The sequence below is a fragment of the Pantoea sp. NPDC088449 genome (assembly GCF_044753225.1).
In the GTDB taxonomy this organism is placed as follows: Bacteria; Pseudomonadota; Gammaproteobacteria; order Enterobacterales; family Enterobacteriaceae; genus Pantoea; species Pantoea floridensis.
Genome location: NZ_JBIVMT010000002.1, coordinates 620,809 through 642,575, shown reverse-complemented (window position 1 = coordinate 642,575; position 21,767 = coordinate 620,809). Strand labels below are relative to the sequence as shown.

General features: G+C 54.2%; 21 protein-coding genes. 14 read left to right on the top strand and 7 right to left on the bottom strand.

The window, feature by feature from the left end:
• The first annotated feature begins 6 nt into the window (after positions 1-6).
• From ACIP6T_RS14195 to ACIP6T_RS14170, 6 genes are all read left to right on the top strand, one after another.
• Entirely contained in the window at positions 7-930 is a 924-nt protein-coding gene (locus ACIP6T_RS14195) for an amino acid ABC transporter permease (protein WP_097097793.1), read from the top strand.
• Positions 914-1,711, top strand: coding sequence for an amino acid ABC transporter ATP-binding protein (locus ACIP6T_RS14190; protein ID WP_009128457.1), 798 nt, complete (start codon positions 914-916; stop codon positions 1,709-1,711). The genes ACIP6T_RS14195 and ACIP6T_RS14190 overlap by 17 nt, the downstream gene beginning before the upstream one ends.
• Complete coding sequence (locus ACIP6T_RS14185) at positions 1,711-2,616, top strand: ABC transporter substrate-binding protein (protein ID WP_400457880.1); 906 nt, start codon at positions 1,711-1,713, stop codon at positions 2,614-2,616. The genes ACIP6T_RS14190 and ACIP6T_RS14185 overlap by 1 nt, the downstream gene beginning before the upstream one ends.
• Positions 2,617-3,160: 544 nt before the next feature.
• Positions 3,161-3,721, top strand: a complete 561-nt coding sequence (locus ACIP6T_RS14180) for a non-canonical purine NTP pyrophosphatase (protein ID WP_009128449.1) — start codon at positions 3,161-3,163, stop codon at positions 3,719-3,721.
• Positions 3,718-4,512, top strand: coding sequence for an SIR2 family protein (locus tag ACIP6T_RS14175; RefSeq protein ID WP_008108794.1), 795 nt, complete (start codon positions 3,718-3,720; stop codon positions 4,510-4,512). The genes ACIP6T_RS14180 and ACIP6T_RS14175 overlap by 4 nt, the downstream gene beginning before the upstream one ends.
• A 73-nt stretch (positions 4,513-4,585) precedes the next feature.
• Positions 4,586-4,942, top strand: a complete 357-nt coding sequence (locus ACIP6T_RS14170) for a YebG family protein (RefSeq protein WP_400457877.1) — start codon at positions 4,586-4,588, stop codon at positions 4,940-4,942.
• 102 nt (positions 4,943-5,044) lie between these two features.
• Here ACIP6T_RS14170 and ACIP6T_RS14165 read toward each other — a convergent pair whose 3' ends face one another.
• A complete protein-coding gene (locus ACIP6T_RS14165) occupies positions 5,045-6,154 on the bottom strand; it encodes a Fic family protein (RefSeq protein ID WP_400457876.1) in 1,110 nt (369 codons plus the stop codon).
• A gap of 337 nt (positions 6,155-6,491) precedes the next feature.
• On the opposite strand from ACIP6T_RS14165, the gene ACIP6T_RS14160 reads away from it, so the two are divergent.
• Positions 6,492-8,960, top strand: coding sequence for a membrane-bound PQQ-dependent dehydrogenase, glucose/quinate/shikimate family (locus tag ACIP6T_RS14160; protein WP_400457874.1), 2,469 nt, complete (start codon positions 6,492-6,494; stop codon positions 8,958-8,960).
• A gap of 265 nt (positions 8,961-9,225) precedes the next feature.
• Positions 9,226-11,166 carry a methyl-accepting chemotaxis protein gene (locus tag ACIP6T_RS14155; RefSeq protein ID WP_400457872.1) on the top strand — a complete coding sequence of 647 codons (1,941 nt, stop codon included), beginning with the start codon at positions 9,226-9,228 and terminating at the stop codon, positions 11,164-11,166.
• A gap of 30 nt (positions 11,167-11,196) precedes the next feature.
• On the opposite strand, the gene ACIP6T_RS14150 is transcribed toward ACIP6T_RS14155, so the two are convergent.
• A complete protein-coding gene (locus tag ACIP6T_RS14150) occupies positions 11,197-12,183 on the bottom strand; it encodes a GlxA family transcriptional regulator (protein ID WP_400457870.1) in 987 nt (328 codons plus the stop codon).
• Positions 12,184-12,449: 266 nt separating this feature from the next.
• Here ACIP6T_RS14150 and ACIP6T_RS14145 point away from each other — a divergent pair, with 266 nt between their 5' ends.
• Positions 12,450-13,286 (top strand): alpha/beta fold hydrolase, encoded by an 837-nt coding sequence (locus ACIP6T_RS14145; protein WP_400457868.1) that lies wholly within the window; start codon positions 12,450-12,452, stop codon positions 13,284-13,286.
• Between the two features lie 34 nt (positions 13,287-13,320).
• Here the strand turns inward: ACIP6T_RS14145 and ACIP6T_RS14140 are convergent, their stop codons facing one another.
• Positions 13,321-14,283 carry a helix-turn-helix domain-containing protein gene (locus tag ACIP6T_RS14140; RefSeq protein ID WP_345830041.1) on the bottom strand — a complete coding sequence of 321 codons (963 nt, stop codon included), beginning with the start codon at positions 14,281-14,283 and terminating at the stop codon, positions 13,321-13,323.
• A 116-nt stretch (positions 14,284-14,399) separates the two neighbouring features.
• Between ACIP6T_RS14140 and ACIP6T_RS14135 the strand changes: the two genes are divergently transcribed.
• Positions 14,400-15,041, top strand: coding sequence for an HD domain-containing protein (locus ACIP6T_RS14135; protein ID WP_400457866.1), 642 nt, complete (start codon positions 14,400-14,402; stop codon positions 15,039-15,041).
• Here ACIP6T_RS14135 and ACIP6T_RS14130 read toward each other — a convergent pair.
• Positions 15,013-16,233, bottom strand: coding sequence for an MFS transporter (locus tag ACIP6T_RS14130; RefSeq protein WP_400457864.1), 1,221 nt, complete (start codon positions 16,231-16,233; stop codon positions 15,013-15,015). The two genes, ACIP6T_RS14135 and ACIP6T_RS14130, sit on opposite strands and share 29 nt — an antisense overlap.
• A gap of 137 nt (positions 16,234-16,370) precedes the next feature.
• Here ACIP6T_RS14130 and ACIP6T_RS14125 point away from each other — a divergent pair, with 137 nt between their 5' ends.
• The gene (locus ACIP6T_RS14125; protein ID WP_400457862.1) at positions 16,371-16,982 is read left to right on the top strand and encodes a TetR/AcrR family transcriptional regulator; all 612 of its coding nucleotides are present in this window, start codon (positions 16,371-16,373) and stop codon (positions 16,980-16,982) included.
• Positions 16,983-17,017: 35 nt separating this feature from the next.
• Here the strand turns inward: ACIP6T_RS14125 and ACIP6T_RS14120 are convergent, their stop codons facing one another.
• Positions 17,018-18,133 carry a metallophosphoesterase gene (locus ACIP6T_RS14120; RefSeq protein ID WP_400457958.1) on the bottom strand — a complete coding sequence of 372 codons (1,116 nt, stop codon included), beginning with the start codon at positions 18,131-18,133 and terminating at the stop codon, positions 17,018-17,020.
• A 125-nt stretch (positions 18,134-18,258) separates the two neighbouring features.
• Between ACIP6T_RS14120 and ACIP6T_RS14115 the strand changes: the two genes are divergently transcribed.
• On the top strand, positions 18,259-18,612 hold the full coding sequence (locus ACIP6T_RS14115; RefSeq protein ID WP_097097805.1) for an MmcQ/YjbR family DNA-binding protein: 354 nt from the start codon (positions 18,259-18,261) through the stop codon (positions 18,610-18,612).
• Between the two features lie 23 nt (positions 18,613-18,635).
• Here ACIP6T_RS14115 and cybB read toward each other — a convergent pair whose 3' ends face one another.
• Together cybB and ACIP6T_RS14105 are read right to left on the bottom strand one after the other, a co-directional pair.
• Positions 18,636-19,175, bottom strand: coding sequence for a cytochrome b561 (gene cybB / locus ACIP6T_RS14110; RefSeq protein WP_345830031.1), 540 nt, complete (start codon positions 19,173-19,175; stop codon positions 18,636-18,638).
• 91 nt (positions 19,176-19,266) lie between these two features.
• A complete protein-coding gene (locus tag ACIP6T_RS14105) occupies positions 19,267-19,755 on the bottom strand; it encodes a MarR family winged helix-turn-helix transcriptional regulator (RefSeq protein ID WP_400457860.1) in 489 nt (162 codons plus the stop codon).
• A gap of 247 nt (positions 19,756-20,002) precedes the next feature.
• On the opposite strand from ACIP6T_RS14105, the gene ACIP6T_RS14100 reads away from it, so the two are divergent.
• Complete coding sequence (locus tag ACIP6T_RS14100; RefSeq protein ID WP_400457858.1) at positions 20,003-21,157, top strand: MFS transporter; 1,155 nt, start codon at positions 20,003-20,005, stop codon at positions 21,155-21,157.
• A 91-nt stretch (positions 21,158-21,248) separates the two neighbouring features.
• On the top strand, positions 21,249-21,755 hold the full coding sequence (locus tag ACIP6T_RS14095) for a DUF1543 domain-containing protein (protein WP_400457856.1): 507 nt from the start codon (positions 21,249-21,251) through the stop codon (positions 21,753-21,755).
• Positions 21,756-21,767: the final 12 nt, after the last annotated feature.

The window sequence follows — 21,767 nt, the reverse complement described above, 5'->3', positions numbered from 1 at the left end:
GTAACAATGAGCGATCAACAACGATTAACCGTGGTGCCGGCGCGATATCCGGCACGGACCGTCGGCGCGATTGTCGCGCTGTTTATTCTGGCCAGCGTGATCGATTCCGTTGCCTTTAACCCGCGCTGGGAATGGGGTGTGTTCGCCAAATGGTTTTTTGATCCGGTGATTCTCAGCGGATTGGGGCAAACCCTGCTGCTGACGCTGTTCGGCACCCTTCTCAGTCTGATCTTCGGCGGCCTGCTGGCGCTGGCGCGGCTTTCGTCATCGTGGCTGCTGAGCACGCTGGCGTTCGGCTATATCTGGCTGTTTCGCTCGCTGCCGCTGATTGTGGTGCTGATCATCCTGTACAACTTCTCCTATCTGTACGACACGCTGTCGCTCGGGATTCCGTTCACCGCGCTGTCGTGGGGCCATTTCCAGACCATCAACGTGCTCGGCCAGTTTCCGGCGGCGGTGATTGGGTTGACGCTGGTGCAGAGCGCCTACAGCGCCGAGATCATTCGCGGCGGCTTTTTGGGCGTCGACCACGGTCAGTTTGAAGCGGCTTCGGCGCTGGGCTTATCATCCTCTCGTCGTACGTTTCGCATCATTCTGCCGCAGGCGCTGCGCGCGATCATTCCTACCACGTTTAACGAAATTATCAGCCTCGCCAAAGGCACCTCAATGGTGTACGTGCTGGCGATGCCCGAGCTGTTTTACACCATCCAGATGATCTACAACCGCACGCAGCAGGTGATTCCGCTGCTGATGGTGGGCGCTGCCTGGTATCTGATTATCACCACCGTGCTGTCACTGCTGCAGCACAGCGTTGAGCGCTGGCTGGCGCGCAGCGTCACGCGTGAACCGCAGCCGTCGCGCTGGCGTCAATGGCGTAACCGCAGCGCCAAACCTGCAACCGAGGAGCTCTCCCATGTCCGAAGCCATTGATTACCGCAAGAATCTGCATACTGCTGGCGCCATTAGCATCACCGGCGTGAGCAAGTCGTTCGGCAAGCTAAAAGCGCTGGATGATGTGTCATTAGAGCTGGAACCGGGATCGGTCACGGTGATCCTCGGGCCATCTGGTTCGGGTAAATCGACGCTGCTGCGCACCATTAACCATCTGGAGCGTGTCGATGAAGGCTATATTCAGATCGATGGCGACTATATTGGCTATCAGCGGCGCGGCGACAAGCTGTATGAGCTGAAGGAAAAGGCGATTCTGCGCCAACGTATCAACGTTGGCTACGTGTTCCAGAACTTCAACTTGTTCCCGCATCTGACGGTGCTGGAAAATCTGATTGAAGCGCCAATTGCGCATCGTCAGCTGTCGCGGCGTGAAGCTATCGACCGGGCGGGCGATCTGTTGGATGTGGTGGGACTGCGCCACAAAGCCGATGCCTGGCCGCGCCATTTGTCGGGCGGGCAGCAGCAGCGTATCGCCATTGCGCGGGCGCTGATGCTCAACCCACGCGTGATGCTATTTGATGAACCGACATCGGCGCTCGACCCCGAGCTGGTGGGCGAAGTGCTGGACGTGATCAAGAAGCTGGCGCGTTCCGGCACCACGCTGGTGATTGTGACGCATGAAGTTGGCTTTGCGCGTGAAGTGGCCGATAACGTAGTGTTTATGGTCGACGGCCGCATTGTTGAGCAGGGCAGCAGCCATCAGGTACTGAATCAGCCGCGTCATGAGCGCACTAAACGTTTTCTGGCGCGGGTACTTTAATGGAACGAGTCATTATTACAGCGTTACTGACACTGATGTTGGCAACGCCGGTTATTGCCGCTGAGACATTGGATGCAAAGAATAACGAAGCGCCAATTAATATTGCTGCCAATCCGCAGGCAATTGCCAGAATTCCGGCGGGATTTCATTTCGTCAATCCCGGTTATTTAACCGTCGCGACGTCGGCCAATAATTCACCGCCGATCGGTTTGTGGGCTACGGATAATAAGACGCTGATTGGCAGCGACCCGGATATTGCGCGTCTGCTGGCGGATAGCCTAGGTCTGAAGCTAAAACTGGTGCCGGCGGCGTGGGAAGATTGGCCGCTGGGCATTACCGCTGGTCGTTATGATGTGGCGATGTTCAATATTGCGGTGACCGAGGAGCGTAAGAAGAAGTTCGATTTCGCTACCTATCGCGCAGATAACCACGCTTTCGCAGTTAAAACGGATAGCCCAATCAGCGCCATTAAAGGACGGGAAGATGTGGCAGGTAAACGCATCATCGTCGGTTCCGGTACCAATCAGGAGCGTATTTTACTGAGTTGGGATGAGAAGAACCGTGCACAAGGTTTAGCGCCGGTGCAGCCGATTTATCTCAACGATGATGCTGCTGCTACGCTGGCGCTGCTTTCGGGGCGGGCCGATATGTCATTTGGTCCGCAGGCTATGGCGGCATGGAAAGTGGCTTCTCGTGGGCAAACTAAAATCGTCGGCCACGGCCCGTTCCGCGCGTGGGTGGCGGTCACCACCAAGAAAGGCAATGGCTTAGATGAGGCGTTGCAGCAAGCCATTAACGGCGCGATTGCCAGCGGCCAGTACAAACAGGTGCTGGCGCGCTGGGGTGAACAGGAGGAAGCGGTAGAAACATCTCAAATCAATCCACCGGGCATTGTTTATCAGTAATTGTTTTAATCACCCTCATTTTGCGAGAAAGCTCACGATGTAAAAGTCGTGGGCTTTTTTGTTTTATTTAAGTGGCTGCGAATTTAATGGCGGCATTTAATAAGTGATTGCGCGTGGTCGTATTTTTTTAATTTCCACTTCTTATGGCAAACGCTAATTTTTTTTAAGAATCGCTGTGCCACGATACTGATGATTTTGGGTGAGTGCTGTTTTGATTAGTATGCATTGTACCGGTCGCCATTAATGGCGACCCTACGAGTTCGTAGGGTGCGCATTAATGCGCACCTGGGAAATAAATCCTTTAGCAGACTGCTTCCAGCGCAATAGGACTTCAAAACCGATCGGCTTTTTATCGCTGTCGACCTGAGATCTTGCTTAACCAGGATGATTGCTGACGTAACATCAACGCCGATCCCACGGTTTACGTAATGAGATATTTGTATTAGAGATTGTTTCTACCCAGTTAACCCTGCACGCGTTAGAATGAAAGCATAACCAATAGGCTGTCTCAGAACGTAAATTCACTCTTAACTTACTGATTGCAATGAAAATACGATTCCTGTCCGCAAATGAGCTAAAGCTGGCCGAGGTGCGTACCATCCTTGAGCCGGTGGGCGTCGAGGTTCTTCCTATCGCACGCCGTATTGAAGAGATCCAGACGGAAAATGAAGTCGAATTGGTGCGTGATAAACTCACTAAGGCGTTCTCGATTATTGGTCGTCCGCTGTTTGTTGAGCATACCGGATTGTATCTGGACGGCTTAAATGGCTTACCGGCCGGGCTGACACGCATCTTCTGGAGCCGCCTCAATGCCGAGCGGTTTACCAAACTGGTGAATGGGTTGGACAGTCCCTGCGTCACGGCAAAAACCGTACTGGGCTACTGTGACGGACAAAAAATGTATCAGTTTGAAGGTGAGCTGCGCGGCACTATTGCCACCAAGCCTGCCGGTCCGCAAGAGTTTCAGTGGGATTGCGTATTTATCCCGGAAGGCCACACGCAAACCTTTGCCGAAATGGGCGAATTGAAAAATGAGATCTCCATGCGCCGCCTGGCGCTGGATCGCTTCGCTACCTTCTTGAAAACATCGCGGGGACTGGCATGAAACCGGAGCTCAAACGCGCCTACGACGCCGGTAAACTGATCCTGTTTGCGGGTGCAGGTATCTCGCGCAATCTTGGCCTGCCGGAGTGGCATGAGTTGATTGCCCATCTGGCTAAAGAGCTGGGTTACGATCCGAAGATTTTCAATACTTACGGCACGCATCTGTCGCTAGCGGAATATTATAAGCAGCGTAAAGGTTCGCTTGGGCCGCTGCGCAGCTGGATGGATCGCGAATGGCATCGTCCGGATATCGACGTACGCAGTTCTGAAATTCACACCATGATCACCCAGGGCAATTTCTCACGCATCTATACCACCAATTATGACCGCTGGCTGGAGATGGCGCATGAAGCGCATAACGTGCCCTATAGCAAGGTAGCCAATGCCGCAGACCTGGTGTCATTGACCGAAGATAAACGCCATATCATTAAGCTGCATGGCGATTTCGATGACGATACGTCGATAGTTTTAGATGAGAGCAGCTACTTTGAGCGCCTCTATTTCGACTCTCCGCTCGATATCAAATTGACGCACGACGTGATGGGCAACTCGGTATTGTTTGTGGGCTACAGCATCAGTGATTTTAACATCCGTCTGTTATTCTACCGCCTGACCAAAATGTGGGGCCGCACCGGCCTGGCCACTGCACGTCCTAAGTCTTATCTTTTTACCAACCGTAATAATCCGGTAGCGAAAGAGGTGCTGGGGCAGTGGGGCATTGAAATGATCGTTTCTGAAGAGGACGATCCGCGCAAAGCGCTGGCGCTATTTCTGGAAGAATTACTGGCTTAAGGGCAGAAAGTCATTGCCTTGCAAAGTTTCATGAGAATATACTGTATATAAATACAGTCAATCGAGGTGCATCATGGCAGTCGAAACCAAATATGTTGTAGTCAGAAAGGGTGAAGAGAAGATGACGTTTGCCAATAAAAAAGACGCGGATGCCTGGGACAAAATGCTGGATATGGCAGACGCTTTCACCGATTGGCTGCAGCAGCATCAGCCAGCGCTGGATGAAGCGCAGGCCGAAGCATTGGGTCTGTTGTTGGCTGAACAGAAAGACGCTGTGCAGCATATCTTGCGTACCAGCAAGCTCCCGGACGTGGTGAAGCGTGATGCGGCGGAAGCTGTGGACCCGGCTGAAGTTACTGACGCGTCTGTGGACCCGGATGCTGAAGCGACAGCGCCGGAAAAGAAAGTCCGCGCGGTTAAAGCAGCCTGATAACGACGCTGCCGGCTGGTCGCCATGAATGGCGACCCTACGACATCACACGGTTCTTCGTAGGGTGCGCATTCATGCGCACCCTGTTGCAACCGGCACGCGTTAACGTTTGATCTGGTAGCGGGTGCTGCGCCCGCCGCCGGGTAATTTCTCCAGACAGCCTTTCATCACTAATTCCGCTAAATGGCGCGTCGCCGTGGCTTTACTCACTTTCGCCACCTTCTGATACTGACCGGCGCTGATGCCGTCGCTAAAGCCCTGTTCACCGCCATCCAGCAAACGATTCAATACGCGGGTTTGTTCCGCACTTAGCTCGGCCGCATTGTGCATCAACCAGAAGCGTGCTTTATTTTGTGTGCGCGTAACGGCCTCCAGCGCTTGCTCCAGGCTGTCATTCAGCACATCGAAAAACCACAGCAGCCAGGCCGTAACGTCCAGTTCACCACGCTGCGTCTCCTGCAGGATGCGGTAATAATCTGCACGTCGCGCCAGAATCGATGCCGACATGGCATACAAACGGATGCTTTGGCTATCGGCCTGTGCCAGTGCCAGGTCGGTTAAGGCGCGGGTGATACGTCCGTTGCCATCATCAAACGGGTGCAGCGTGACAAACCACAGGTGGCAAAGCGCGGCGCGTAGCAGCGGATCAAGTAGGGGATCTTCGCGGCTATGATTAAACCAGCGGACAAATTCGTTGAGCTGCGTTTCCAGCCCGGCGCGCGGTGGCGCTTCGAAATGCACTGTTGGTCGATCGATACGGCCCGAAACCACCTGCATCGGCTCTTCACCGCGCAGCGTTCCGACATTCAATCGCTTGAACGTCCATTCACTTGCGGGGAACAACCAGCGATGCCACTGGCACAAACGTGGCAGCGTGAGCGCTTCATCGCGCTGGCTGATGGCGTCCATCATCATGGTTGCCAATCCTTCTGAACGTTCGGAAACCGGATAAGGTTGGTTAAGCGAAACGCCTAAACGGCGCGCAAGAGACGATCTTACCGACTGCGCATTGACGCGTTCATCTTCAATCGCTGAGGATGCCAGGATGTTACTCAGCAGCGTATCCAGCGTCTGTTGATCGCTATTATCTTGCACGCTGGCACGCCCCAGTAATACGCCACGCTGCTGCTGCAGCTGGCGCAAACATGGCAATAATTTTTCATCCTGCCAGCGGAACTGCGGCCAGTCAGGCTGCTGCCAAATCCACATCATGAAGTTGCTCCGGAGTCGCATGAGTCGAATAGCGATGCTATTCGGCTCAGTTTGTGAGCTGAATAATAGCCTGTAATCGGCTCATTAACCAGAAGGAAAGGAGCGGGTTGGTGATGAGAGAGAATCAGTGATTACAAAAATTTCGGCAAAAGTAATATCGGTGACGCGCTATTCAAATTTATCCCGGAAACTATAGGGAAATTAAGCGGATAAAAAGTGCCGAATCGCACGCGTATTTACCAATAAATCCGGCGAAATGGCGAATGAATTCTAGAATTTACAGCGGAGTTTAAAAAAATTTATACCGGTAATTATTAATGGCAAAGGGAAACTTATTTTGAACATCGCAAATCGAATAGCCAGGCTTTCGCTCTGGAATAGAATATTCGCCGTGGTTTTGCTGCTGTTGGGCATTGCTCTAGTGGGAGGCGGCGGTTGGCTGGTCGCCTTGGGTGGCAATTGGTATTACCTGTTGGCAGGGATAGGATTGATTATCTCTGCGGTGTTGATTTTTATGAAGCGAAGCAGCGGCGCAGGCTGGTTTGCGCTGGTGTTTGTCGGCACCTTGATCTGGACCATCTATGAGTCCGGGCTTGACTATTGGCGCTGGGTACCGCGCTTTGCATTAATGCTGATACTTGGCATCTGGTTCGCCTTCCAGTTACCCAACCTGGCGCCGCGCGTAAGCCGTGGCGCATCGCGTGTACTGGCCAGTGTATTAATTCTTGCCTTTATCGTGGCGGCAGCGCTGCCGTTTGCGCCGTTAAACGAAACGCCTGCAACTGATGTTCCGGCGGCGGGATCGGCCAACTTTATGGCGGATACCGGCAGCGGCAAAGCCTCTACGCCGGACAGTGGGGATTGGTATACCTACGGCGGTTCGCTGGCGTCACAGCGCTTCGTCAATGCCAGCCAGATAACGCCAGATAACGTCAAAGATCTTAAGCTGGCATGGCAGTTCCGTACCGGCGATCTGCCCAAAGCACGTTGGGGCGGTGAAAACACACCTATCAAAGTGGGCGATACGCTGTATACCTGTACCGCGCGCAATATGGTGTTTGCGTTGGATGCCAGCACCGGTAAAGAGAAGTGGCACTTTGATCCGAAAGTCAGCGACAAATCCATTCCTTACACTGCGGCCTGTCGTGGTTTGACGTGGTATGACAGCCAAACCAATAGCCATATCACCACGGGACAAGACAGCGCAGTGGCCTCTTCGCCTGCGGGTGATAACAGCGACTGCCAGCAGCGCATTATTCTCGGTACGCTGGATGCGCGCATTATCGAACTCAATGCAAAAACCGGTGAGATTTGCCGTAGCTTCGGTAATCAGGGCACGGTGAACCTCGCCGAAGATATGGGCGAGACCTACGATGGCTATGTGGCGATTAACTCCGCGCCGGTGGTCATTCGTGACACCTTAGTTGTGGCGCACCAGACCATTGATGGGCAACGCGCATTTGGTCCTCCGGGTGTCATCAAAGCGTACGACGTGCGCACCGGTCAGCTGAAATGGGCGTGGGATCCTGCTTCACCGGATACCGCCACACCGAAAAAAGGTCCTAACGCCTATAAGCGCGGTTCGCCTGATGTCTGGACCTCATTCACCGGTGACGACAAGCTTGGCTTGGTGTATTTGCCGGTGGGTAATGCCTCGGGTGACTACTGGAGCGGCACGCGTACGCCTGCCGAGAATAAGTACTCCGTTTCACTCACCGCGTTGAATATTGACACCGGTTTACCCGCGTGGTCATTCCAGACCGCACACAAAGACGTGTGGGATTACGATCCTGGTTCGCAGCCAACGCTGGTGGATTATCCGGATAAGAACGGCGGCAAAACCCCGGCGATCATTATGCCGACCAAGCAGGGTGAAATTTATGTTCTGGACCGCCGCACCGGTAAATCACTGTTTGGCGTTGAAGAGCGCAAAGTCACTGGCGGCGGTATTGAGCCGGATCAGCGCTCGCCGACGCAGCCTTACTCACTGTTCCACCATCTAAGCAAGCCGGATCTGACGCCGCAGGATATGTGGGGATTAACGCCGATCGATCAGTTGGTATGCCGCATTCAGTTCCAGAAGGCGAGCTACCGGGGACAATATACGCCGCCGGAAGCCGATCGCCATTCGATTGAATATCCGGGCTACAACGGCGGTTCCGACTGGGGCAGCGTGGCCGTTGATCCCACGCGCGGCATTATCATTGCTAACTACAACGATATGCCGAACTACAACATTCTGGTGCCGCGTGCCAAAGCGGATGCGCTTGGCTGGAAACCGCGCGATGAAGTTCCTTATAATCCGCACGATGAAGGCCATGCGGAAGGCGCGGGCGATCCTCAAATCGGCGTGCCTTACGCCGTTAATGTGAATGCGGGCTGGCGTTTACCGTTCACCGGCATGCTGTGTAAAGAGCCACCTTACGGCGGCATTCGCGCAATCGATATGCGTGATGGTCGCACGATTTGGGACCGTCCACTCGGCACCGCACGTCGCAATGGCCCGTTCGGATTACCCACCGGCTTGCCGATTAATATTGGTACGCCAAACAATGGTGGTTCAGTTGTGACGTCAAGTGGTTTGATCTTTGTTGCGGCTGCCACCGACGATTTGATTCGCGCTATCGATATGCAAACCGGCAAGCAGGTGTGGAGCACCGAACTGCCGGCAGGCGGCCAGGCGAATCCGATGATATATACCCAGAACGGGCGTGAATATCTGGTGATTGTCGCGGCAGGGCACCACTTTATGGAAACGCCGGTCGGCGATTACGTGCTGGCCTACGCGTTGCCAGAGAAGAAATAACGCTTAAGTAAAAAACCGGCATTGGGCGCTGACCTGATGCCGGTCGCCATAAATGGCGACCCTACGGTTATTTATCCTGATTTTGTAGGGTGCGCATTTATGCGCACCGGGTTTTCCCGGTAATTAGTCACCTCGCAGCACGCTGATCCGACCTCCTTCGCCATCAAGTTCCCGCGCCGTCCGCCGATAGACTCTTCAAAGGGATGTACGCGCACAGGGAGTGGTTCTTTTTCTACCGAAAAGTGTCAACTCCAGGAGCGCCATAATGGCCAAACACGCATCACATAAGAAAACCATGAGCACCCGCACGCAGATGCTGCTGACGGGCGCCTTAACGATCACGCTCGGCTTCGCCGTCACCATCGGCGTCCTGAGCTGGCAATCCAGCAATGAGCAACAGTCGCTGGCGGAAAATTACCTGCAGCAGATCGCGCAGAGCCAGGCGCTGCAAATTCAGCAACAACTCAGCTATGCCCGTGACGTCGCCCACAATCTCGGTCATAGCCTGATTGCTTTACCCGGTGCGGGGATCCAGGACCGCAAAGTGGCCGATAAAGTGATGGAATCGGCGCTACGTGATAATCCCGATTATTTGTCGATCTCGGTAATTTTCGAAGAAAACGCCTTTGATGGGCGCGACGCTGAGTTCGCCACGCAGCCGGGGGCAGCACCAAAGGGGCGCTACGCCTTCTTTGTTGACCGCGATCAGTCCGGCAATTTCAACATGCATCCGCTGACCTCGATCTTTACGCCCGGCCAGGGCGACTACTATTTGCTGCCGCAAAAAAGCCAGAAGGACATGCTGATTGAGCCCTACAGCTACGCTTATAACGGCGTACCCACGTTGCTGACCTCGGTGGCTGCGCCCATCGTCAGCCAGGGAAAATTATGGGGGGTGGTGACCTCCGATATTTCGCTGGCCTCGCTGCAGGAGAAGGTCAATAAAATCAAACCGTGGGAAGGCAGCGGCTATGCGATGCTGCTCTCCAGCGCGGGCAACGTGGTTTCATATCCCGATAAAAGCCAGACCAGCAAGGCGTGGAAAGGCGTAACCAACAACTTCAGCAACAGCGTAATGAAACAGCACGATGCGCTGCTGGGAGAAGATGCGCTGGTGACCTGGCAACCGGTGGTGATTGGTAACAGCGATCAGAAATGGTATCTCGGCGTGGTTGCGCCTGTGAGCAAAGTGATGGCGGCCGCCCATCATCAGCTGGTCAACGCGGTAATTCTGATGGTGATCAGCATTCTGGTGGTGTGCTCGCTGCTTGGCGTGCTGTTCAGTCGCAAAGTGCTGAAACCGATTGGTGGCGAACCGCTGGAAGCCGCAACCATCGCGCTGGCCGTGGCAGATGGCAAGCTGGATAACGTGATTACGCTGAAAGCACGTGATAACAGCAGCTTGTTCTATGCACTGCATACTATGCAAAACCAGCTGCGTGAGATTGTTGGTCAGATTCAGGATGCCAGTTCGTCGGTGCGTCAGGGCGCAGGTGAAATCGCCAGCGGCAACCTCAATCTGGCATCACGCACTGAACAGCAAGCGGCCGCGCTGGAACAAACCGCCGCCAGCATGGAGCAGATCACCGCCACGGTGAAACACAACGCCACCAATGCGCATCAGGCTACCACGCTCACCGACAATGCAACGCATATTGCCAGCCGTGGTGAAACGCTGGTAGGTCAGGTGGTGCAAACCATGGCGCAGATTGACGACAGCGCGAAAAAAATTGGCGACATCACCGCCATCATCAATAGCATCGCGTTCCAAACCAATATCCTGGCGCTTAACGCCGCGGTAGAAGCCGCACGCGCCGGTGAACAAGGGCGCGGTTTTGCCGTGGTAGCGTCGGAAGTGCGTAATCTGGCACAGCGCAGTGCCAATGCGGTGAAGGATATTGCGGTACTGATTGAAGAATCCACCCAGCGCGTTGGCAGCGGCGTGCAGCAGGTGCAGGACGCCGGCAGAACCATGCAGGAGATGACCCAGGCGGTGAACTCGGTGCGCACCATTATCGGCGAAATCGTGATTGCCTCCGATGAGCAGGCGCGCGGTATCAGCCAGGTAACGATTGCGGTGAACGAGATGGACAGCACCACGCAGCAGAACGCCGCGCTAGTGCAGGAGATGTCAGCCGCTGCCAGTTCGCTGGAAGATCAGGCATCGCAGCTGGCGCATACCGTCGGACGTTTCCAGCTCAGTTAGTTATCCGTGACCAACACTATTTGGCACGCGCTATTGGGTGCCAAATCTTTGCCGATACTGGCCAGGCGTTACGCCGGTGAGTTTGCGAAAAATTTTGCGGAAAGCGGAAGGATCGGTGTAGCCGACCTCCCATGCAATTTGATCGACCGAGCGATTGGAGAGTTCCAGCGCATCGCGCGCTTTCATAATACGTACCTGCTGCACGTAATCCGTTGGGCGTAGGCCGGTCGCCTTTTGGAAATGACGCAGAAAAGTGCGCGGTGTCATGTTGGCCAGAACGGAAAGCGTATCAATGCTGTGCTGATCGGCAAAATGGGCATGGAGGTGATGCTGAGCGCGCAATATTGGGCTATCGCCGTGATCAAAATTGGGAATGAACGCGGAGTAAGTGCTTTGTTCACGGCGCGGTGGATCGACTAACAGAAACCGCGAGGTGGCCAGCATGGTACCGGTGCCCAATATTTTTTCAATTAGCGTCAGGCCCAAGTCGGTCCAGGCCAGGATCCCGCCGGCGGTAATAATATCACCATCGTCAATCACCATATTTTCTGCCGCGACATCAACCGCCGGAAATCGCTCCGACAGCGTTTGAGCAAACGCCCAGTGCGTAGTCGCGCGGCGATGGTCAATAAGCCCGGTTTCTGCGAGCACAAACGCCCCGGCGCACACAGAGCAAAGCGTTACCCCCTCGTTGTATCTCTCGCTCATCCAGTTGGCTGGCACCTTCATCGGCACCATTTTTTCAGGGACCACCAGGCTTGGCGGCGCAATCACATGGCTCAATCGATGTGGCAGATCGGGATGGCTATCCCACACGCATAACATGTTGCTAGCTGTTGTATCGTTCTGCCAATGCGATACCCGAATAGCGCGTTTACGATCTTCACCAGAAATATTCACCGCCCAATCTGCGGCGATCCTGAACATATCCGTCAGACCATAGACAGCGGCGAGCTGGCTATCGGGATAAATCACTAAGCCCACTTCCGCCACAACGTTGTTTTCAGGTGTGTTCATGCTTTGTCACTTAAGGCCCTTAATGTGTCATATATGACAATGTTAGCGAATCGTCTTGTGCCTGACAATACGCTCATCGAACAGCAACAGTGACTAACGAAAACCGTAAAGGAACATCTATGTCAGGCGCAGCGATTGAACAGTTAGCTATTTCCCGGCGAGGGTTACTGATTCTGAGCGGTACGCTCTCAGCCAGTATCGGGCTTTCTCATTCGGCCCTTGCCAACGGTTTAACCCTTTTATCATCACAGTCTGGAGATTCTAAAATGAGCAACGGCATCATCACTACCCAAGACGGTACCCGGATTTTTTATAAAGATTGGGGTCCAAAAAATGCGCAACCGGTGGTGTTCCATCACGGCTGGCCCTTAAGCGCCGATGACTGGGATAACCAAATGTTATTCTTCTTAGCCGAAGGGTATCGCGTTATTGCCCACGATCGCCGCGGACACGGGCGTTCCGATCAAACGGATAACGGCAATGATATGACCACCTACGCTGCCGACGTAGCTGAACTGGTCAAAGCATTGGATTTACGCAACGCCATTCATATTGGCCACTCAACCGGTGGCGGTGAGGTGGCGCGATATGTGGCGCATGCCGAAAAAGGTCGGGTGGCGAAGGCCGTACTGATGGGCGCGGTGCCACCGATCATGCTGCAAACGGCGGCAAACCCAGCAGGATTACCAAAATCTGTTTTTGACGGTTTCCGCTCGGCGCTGGCATCCAACCGTGCGCAATTCTTTATCGATGTGCCAGCGGGACCGTTCTACGGTTTTAATCGTCCGGGAGCAAAAATCAGCCAGGGGTTGATTGATAACTGGTGGCGTCAGGGCATGGCAGGAGGGGCAAAAGCACAGTATGACTGTATTGCCGCATTCTCAGAAACCGACTTTACCGAGGATTTAAAGGCGATAAGCGTTCCGGTGTTGGTGCTGCATGGTGAGGACGATCAGGTTGTGCCAATTGATGATTCTGCCCATAAGGCTATCAAGCTGTTGAAACAGGGCACACTGAAAACCTATCCGGGCTTGTCCCACGGTATGTTTGCCACTAACCCTGAGCAGATTAACCCTGATTTGCTGGCATTTGCCAAAGCCTAACGTAACTTGATAAGCCGGGCATCGCGTCCGGCTTTTAGCTTTTCGCATTCATCTTGCTGTACGCCGAGGGTGTCATGCCGGTTACCCGGCTGAAAACGCGGCGCATCACATCGGCACCTGAAAAGCCGCACTCGGTTGCCAAGGTTTTGGCCGGCAGCGATTTTTGCTCCAGCAGCTGTTTCGCTTTAGCGACGCGCTCCCGTTCAAGCCATTGCCCCGGCGTGATACCCAGTTCATTGCGAAACAGACGCGTGAGATGTCGCTCACTGATAGCCATGTGTTCCGCCATCATTGCCACCGATTTTACTGCATGCAGATGCGTGATAACCCAGCGTTGTAGCTCCTGTAGTGCCGAGCGACCGACCAGCGACATGCTGCTGCCGCGCATGAAATGCGTCTGATTAACCGGGCGACGGAAAAACATCACCAGATGCGCAGCAATTTCAATCGCCGCCTCTCGGCCAAGATCCTCTTCAACCAGCCGCAAGGCGAGATCCAGGCCGGAGGTGACACCGGCCGCGGTGCGCACCCGCCCATCGGTTACGCACAACGCATCGGCATCCACGATAATCCCCGGATGAAGAGCCGCCAGCAAACCGGCACATTCCCAGTGGGTGGTAACGTGCTTGCCCTCCAGCAGTCCGGTGCGGGCCAGCAGCAGCGCTCCGCTGCATACCGATCCAAAACGCTCACTGCGTTGGCATAAACGCGTTATTGCCAATAGCGCTTCATCATCCGGGGAAAAATTTTCAATTCCCGGCGCGCCAGCGATAAGAAAAGTGTGCGGGGCATAGCTCACGCTATCCGCCAACATCATATCGGCGGTTAACCGCACCCCCGATGAGGCGTGAATAGGTGATCCGTCAATGGCGATAATTTTTGGCGTATAAATCTGCCGCTTTAGAATACGGTTGGCTTCAGCAAAGACATCCAGCGGCCCACAAACGTCAAGCAGCTGTACGCCGGGTACCGCCAGAATCGCGATGTCGTGTCGCATTCATCTCTTCTCCATGTCGCAAACGATCATAATGTCCTTAATCATCTGAATTGGACACTTTGAGACTAGAACTTTGCGCCCTATGCTGGAAAAACACAACCAACAGGAGAGAGAAAATGAGCGTGAATGTCACCGGTATCCGCATTCCAGACAGCAAAATGGCGCACGAAGCCACCGAATTTATCCGCGATACAGAATCGGACTTGTTGTTTAATCACTCCAGCCGCGTGTACTACTGGGGCGCGCTGGCGGGTCAACAGCGTGGGCTCAAGGTCGACAACGAGCTGCTCTATATTGGCTGCATGTTTCATGACATAGGTCTGACGCACGAACACTGCAGCTGCGATAAACGATTTGAAGTGGATGGCGCCAATGCCGCGCGCGACTTTCTGCAGGGCTACGGCATTTCCACCCATGATATTGACAAGGTATGGACTGCCATTGCGTTGCACACCACGCCGGGAATTCCCGAGTTTATGGCACCGGAGATCGCGCTGGTGACGGCTGGGGTAGAGATGGATGTGTTGGGCATCGGCTATGAATATTTTGCTGATGAGCAGATAGACGCGGTGACAAGCCGCTACCCGCGTCCAGCGGCATTTAAAGAGGAGATCATTCAGGCCTTTTATGATGGCATCCGGCATAAACCGGACACCACATTTGGCAATGTGAAAGCCGATGTGATCAAGGATAAACAGCCTGAATTCTCTCCGCTCAATTTTTGCAGCGTTATACGTCAGTCTCGCTGGCAGGGCTGAGTGACGCTTTAGCTCTGCTGCCGATCGTTGGGAAACCTCGCTGTGCACGCAGAGCAATCGCCAAAGCGACCAATAGCAATATGAGGATCGCCCACGGGAAAGCGTGGGAGCCGGCATGCTTGAGCAGCAATCCGCCGGTTAAACCGCCGAGGGCGATGGCGCTGTTCCACGTCACGACATTCATTGAGAGCGCGACGTCGGCATAGTCACCGGCGGCATCGGCTAATGCCGTCTGGAGCAGCGTCGCCGCACCGCCGAACGTCAATCCCCAGACGGCGACTCCCGCATATATCACGCCAGCGGTTAACGTAGCCACACCAAACACCAGCGACACCGTCGCAAAAATCGACAGGGATAACAGCACCGCTTTACGCAGATGGGTATCAATGATTCTGCCGATGATGAAAATCCCGCCCAGCGCGGCAATGCCAAAGATCAGCAGTACCAAATCCACCCGCGCCGCCAGACCCGCCGAGGCGATAAATGGGGCGATGTAGGTATAGAGAATGTTATGCGCCAACATCCACGCCAGCACCACACCGAGCACGGAGCGAACGCCTGGCAGACGTAATACCGCAGCGAGCGGCATTTTTTGCTTCGCGGAATGACCGGGATAGTTCGGCACGGCCAGCAGTATCCAGCCAATCAGGACGAGCGAGAGTCCAGACATGACGGTAAAAGTAAGACGCCATCCGAGTAATGATCCCATCCAGGTTCCTGCAGGAACACCCAATGAGAGCGCGATTGGCGTGCCCACCATGGCGAGTGCTAACGCACGTCCCTGCAGCGACGGAATCACCATTCTGCGTGCATAGCCCGCAATCAAACTCCATGCCAGACCGGCAGACGCGCCCGCTAAAAATCTCGCGATTAAAATGAGGGTGATGTTAGAAGATACGGCGGTGAGCGTGTTAAAAACCAGAAATCCGCACACGGTGCTCAGCAGAACTCTGCGGCGTGACCAGCTTCGCGTTAGCAGCGTCAGGGGAATCGCCGCGATCAGCGAACCGGCGGCATAGGCGGTAACCAGCTGACCCGCCAGCGCAGGCGAAATAGCAAGTCCCTGACTGATTTGTGGCAGCAAACCGGCGGGAATGGTTTCCGTCAGAATACAGATAAAGCCTGCCATCGCCAGCGCCAGCAGCGCCAACACCGGCAGTTGCTGTGCCTCGCCATGTTTATGTAATTTCATCATTAAGCCTTTAGGTGATTAAGAACAATGTCATTGCATGAAAATGATATATGTATCGATCGGTATATATATTGCGTAAAGGCGTTGTACGTTGTCAATGAATTCTGTATCGATTAGTATATATGGCGGAGGTGTTGATGATGAGAACAGGCAGACCAAGACAATTTGACCGGGATGACGCGGTAGTGAAAGCCATGCACCTTTTTTGGGAGCATGGCTACGATTCCACCTCGCTTGCGCAGCTGAAAGCGTCGATAGGCAAGGGGATCACCGCGCCAAGCTTCTATGCTGCGTTTGGATCGAAAGAAGCACTTTTCGCTGAAGCCGTGAGCTGTTATTTGCAAACGCATGCTCAGGTAACGGAAGCGTTGTGGGATCCCGACTTACCCGCCCGTCAGGCATTGGAGACGGCGCTGCGGAACTCCGCCAGAATGCAGTACGATCCTTCGCATCCACGAGGATGCATGGTTGCGCTCAGCGTGATGTCATCCTGCAGCGAAGAAAATCGCCACGTGCTGAAACCCCTTGAAGCGTCGCGCAAGCGCACCCGCGCAGGGATTAGACACTGCGTTGAGAAAGGCATCCACAGCGGAGAACTGAAAGATAATGAGGAAACGCTGTCACTGGCGGTCAGCTTTAGCAGTTTCATGCTGGGGATCTCAACGTTGGCGCGGGATAATGTTCCCCTCGTCGAGGTTGAGCGGGGCATCGCACAGATGATGCGATTGTGGGATGCTGCCAGGGCATAAAAAAGGTCCGTGAACCACGGACCTGTCTTATCGGATTAACGTCGCCGCTGCAGCGTAATGCGGGTTAACTCCGATGGACGCCCTAATCTCACTGCCATGCCCGGCCAAAGCGCGGTGCCGTTATTCACATAAAGCTGCATGCCTTCTACCTGATATAAGCCGGATACAAAGCCCGCATTAGGTTTAGCAAACAACCGATCAAAGCCCAGAATCAGACCGCCGTGCGTATGGCCGGAAAGCTGCAGATCAATTTTTTTCACCGCGTTTTGTCGCGCATTGCGCGGTTGGTGATCGAGCAGAATCACGGGCGCATTTTCCGGCGCACCTGCCAGCGCCACATCCAAATCCGGGCCAACGGCGCCTCGGCGTGAGGCGGAAGTATCGGGCATACCGGCAATCACCAGCTCTGCACCATTGCGGTTAATCACGGTGTGGCGGTTTAGCAAGGGTTCCAATCCGAGTGAGGCCAGATGGGCCGTCCAGCGCTCCTGTTCAAAGAAATATTCGTGGTTGCCGGTGATGGCGAAAACCCCATCGGGTGCGTGTAAATCGCGCAGCGGCTCCACGTCCGCGCGGCGATTATTCAGTGTGCCATCAATGACATCGCCGGTGACGAGAATAATATCCACTTTCAACGACATGGCTTTTGTCACCAGCGCACGGGTCCATTTCTCATTGAACAGTTTGGTGATGTGCATATCGGTCAGCTGCAGCAGTTGATAGCCCTCAAACTCCTGGGGCAGGTTATCAATCTCGATGGTCACATCTTTAAGCGGGGGAACGCGAATGGCCTGATAGACGCCCACCGTGGCAAGAATCAGCGCAAACGCCGCCGCCACATAGCGAATGGCGGGAACTATCTCCAGCGGATGAGGGAACAGCAGCGAGATCAAGGCCACCACATCAATCACAAACTGGGTGATCGCGAGAAACAAAACGGCGCTAAAACCCCAGTTGAACAGGATGACGATCGCGCGGGGCATTTCCGGCGAGAACATGCTGCCGGAGGTAAATCGACTGACCAGCAGATACTGTGAAGCCAGTAACACCAGCAGAGAGAGAACAATTTTTAATAGCAGTGGCATCGCTAGCGGGAATAAAAACCGCGCGATGACATACCAGCTCGGTATGCTGAAAATCAGATGAAACATCATTCACTTCCCTGGTTTAAGGCGCAGCGGACGCGCAAAAAAATCAATTCGCAGTGTAGTCTTTACTGATTAATATTATGGCTTCGCGCGTGCTTTTTTTGCACGTTATTCATCAGGGAGCATGCATGCAACGTCAACAGCTGTTCGACTACATCAGCCAGCATTATCAGGTGGAACCTGATTACCCCTGGAAAAAGCACAGCGAATACGCAGTGCTGCGTCACCCGCGTCATCGCAAATGGTTTGCGCTGGTATTCCCGCTGGAGAGCCACAAACTTGGGCTACCGGATGGACCGATGATTGACGTGATGAACATCAAAACCCGCCCCGAACTTAATGGATCGCTGCGCCAGCAGCACGGCGTCTATCCGGCTTACCACATGAATAAAGAGCATTGGCTCAGCATCACGCTGGAAAATGGTCTGCCGGACAGTGAGATCCTTGCTCTGCTTGATGACAGCTTTAGCTTAACGTTTTAGCCTGCGTGACGCTGTCACTTAAATCAGCGCGAGCGTCGGGAAGGCATCATGCGCACCAGCGTATTATCTTTAAACAGATAATGGTGCGCCAGCGCGGCCAGGGCGTGTATACCAATCAGCCAATAACCATAGGGCGCGAGGGTTTCATGCCAGCCCGCCAGCGTATCGGCAAAATCCGGGTCCGGATCGCCACTTACCGGCATTGGGATGCCAAAAATCCACCAGGTGCGGCCCATATAGAAGCGCGACAGAATGCCCAGCGTGGGCAGCACGATGAAAAACAGATAAATCGCCAGATGCATCAAATGTGCTAAGCCGGTTTGCCAGTGCGGTGGCTTAGGCACAATCGCTGGGCTGCGATGACGAAAACGCAGCATAATGCGCGACAGCATTAGCACCAGCACACAGCTTCCGGCGCTGAAATGACCAATGATCATCGCAAAACCTTGCCACGAACCGCGCGTCGCTAACCCACGAAATTCCATGGTGCAATAGGCGGTGGCCACTAACAGGAAGGTCAACCAATGCAGAAATATCTGCGACGGGGCGTATTTGTTGCTCATGTTTGGTCCGTAAGAATGCCAGGCAAGACGCTTACTTTAACGGAAAACGTGCTGAATTAATTCGTAATTTGACACATCCGCAACCTCAATTTTACCTTTCACTTGCCACCAATAATTGGCTCAATAGCCCTTCAAGTTGCTGCTGCTGTGAAGCATCCAACGTGGCCAGCAGGCTATTTTGCGTCTGCGTATGCACTTTCAGCGCCTGCTCAATCTTCTCCTGCCCGACGGGAGTTAGCGCAACCAGCATGCTGCGCTTATCCTCCGGATCGGCGATGCGGACGATCGAGCCCACTTCCTCAAGTCGATTAAGCCGATTGGTCATGGCACCCGACGTCACCAGCAATGATGTATAGAGCTGCGTCGGTGACAAGCGATAGGGCGCGCCCGCACGGCGCAGCGTGGCCAGCACATCAAACTCACCCTCGCGAAAGCCAAACGGTGCCAGCGCATCGGCCCGCGTTTTCGCCAGATGTTTCATGATACGTAGCATGCGACCAAACACCGCCATCGATGACGCATCCAACTCCGGCATAGCGCTGGCCCACTGTTCCATTACAAAATCAACGTGATCCGCCAATCTGCTTCTCCATACATTACTTTTCATACGTTTTGGCATCATCCTTAGCGGCGCGATTTATCGCGCATCTAAATGACGGCCGAATGCCCATCCAGGCACTGCGCAATAAATCGCGCCGCTACGCGTGGTAGGTGTTTTTCACCGTTGCCCTGCCAACGTGCAATTTGTTGCTTTGTGCGCAGGGGCTGTTTCTCCTGAGTAAAGTATCTTAACGTTAAGATACTTTTAACGTGCAAGGAGATGCAAAGTGAATCGTACTTTACCTGCGGTTGGGCTGTTTGCCGTACTGGTTTTTATTATCGCGCTGAATTTGCGGCCAGTGATGGCGGCGATGGGGCCGCTTTTCCCGCTGCTGCAGCATGACGCCCAGTTAAGCGCTGCGCAACTCAGTTTGTTAACCACGTTGCCGGTGATCATGATGGGGTTGGCGGCGCTGACGGGGCCGCTGCTCCTGCGTACGCTGGGCGAAGTGCGTGGTATCGCCTGTGGATTAGTGCTAATAGCACTGGCCAGCCTCGCGCGCGGCGTGAATCATTCAGCCATAATGTTAATAACCAGTGCATTGGTGGCGGGCTGCGGTATTGGTTTGATTCAGGCACTCATGCCCGCGCAGATTAAGCGTCGTTTTGGTGCGAAAGCGGGAACCTTAATGGCGCTGTTCACCACTGGCATTATGGCGGGTGCGGCAATCGCTGCTGCCAGTGCAGCACCGCTGGCGACTGCACAAGGCTTAGGCTTAACGCTGGCAATCCCCGCACTGCCGGCTGTGATTGCCCTTTTACTGTGGCGGGTGATGTCACACCACACGACGCCCGTGCCAGACACAGACACCCCTCGTTCAGGCGCGTTAGGTCAGCAACGCCCCTGGCTGTTGATGATTTTCTTCGGTATTGGCACCGGCGCCTACACGTTAGTGCTCGCGTGGCTGCCGCCGTTCTATATTCAGCACGGCTGGCAGCCAGAGCAGAGCGGTTACGTGCTGGGCGCATTGACGTTGACGGAAGTTGTCGCAGGGTTTGTCCTGGCGGCTGTGATTCATCGCTTTCGCGATCGTCGCCGACCATTGCTGGTGGTATTGGGGATGATTTTGCCAGGCTTGCTCAGTTTGCTGATGCTGGGTGGTGAGCAGGCGTGGCTGCCGACCTTGCTGCTGGGATTGGGCATCGGCGCACTGTTCCCGCTTTCATTAATCGTCACGCTGGATTATGCGCGCACGCCTGAAGAAGCGGGTGCCTTGTTATCGTTTGTGCAGGGTGGTGGCTATCTGCTGGCGGCATTAATGCCGTTGATTGCCGGAATGGTACGCGATCGTGCAGCCTCACTTGACAGTGCGTGGGTGATAATGAGCGCCGGCATTGTGCTGCTAATGGTGATGGCACTGCGTTTTAAACCGCAGCATTAGGCAGTATGGTTGCAGCATGAATGCGTTGTTTCGCTATGTATTATGTTTTATAACGCCTGCAACGCTTTGAGATTGCAAAGGAAATGACCACGTGAACCTATTTATCTTTTACGTTGGCGGTAATGCCGGAAAATCCAACATTGAAGTGCACGATATCCAATTCGTGGCTGCAGATAAACCCGAAGATGCCTGGCCAGCGCTGCGTGAAGCCTGGTTTGGTGATGCCGATAAAATCCACGTCGACGGTTATGCGCGCATAACATGGGCTGACGGTTATCGGGTGTCGCTGTCGTCAGAACCGGCTAGCAGCCGTCAAAAACTTTTCTTTGTTAATGCCGGAGCCTATCATCCTTCGACGCTGGCGGAACTGCACGCGTTCGATCTGTTTGTGGCGGAGAGTATGAAAGAGGCCAAGGCGAAGGGTTTGGCTAATCTATTGCCCGGGGCAGATCATCAGCACAAAGACAATCTGAAAGACGTGGATGATTGCCTGCTGCTGGAAAAAGTGGGCGATCTCTATATCCACCTCACGCCGGAGGCTAACGGTGAACCTTTCCGCCCAGAATGGCAGGGTTATCAGCCGATTGGTGTGGTGTAATCATAGGCTCGT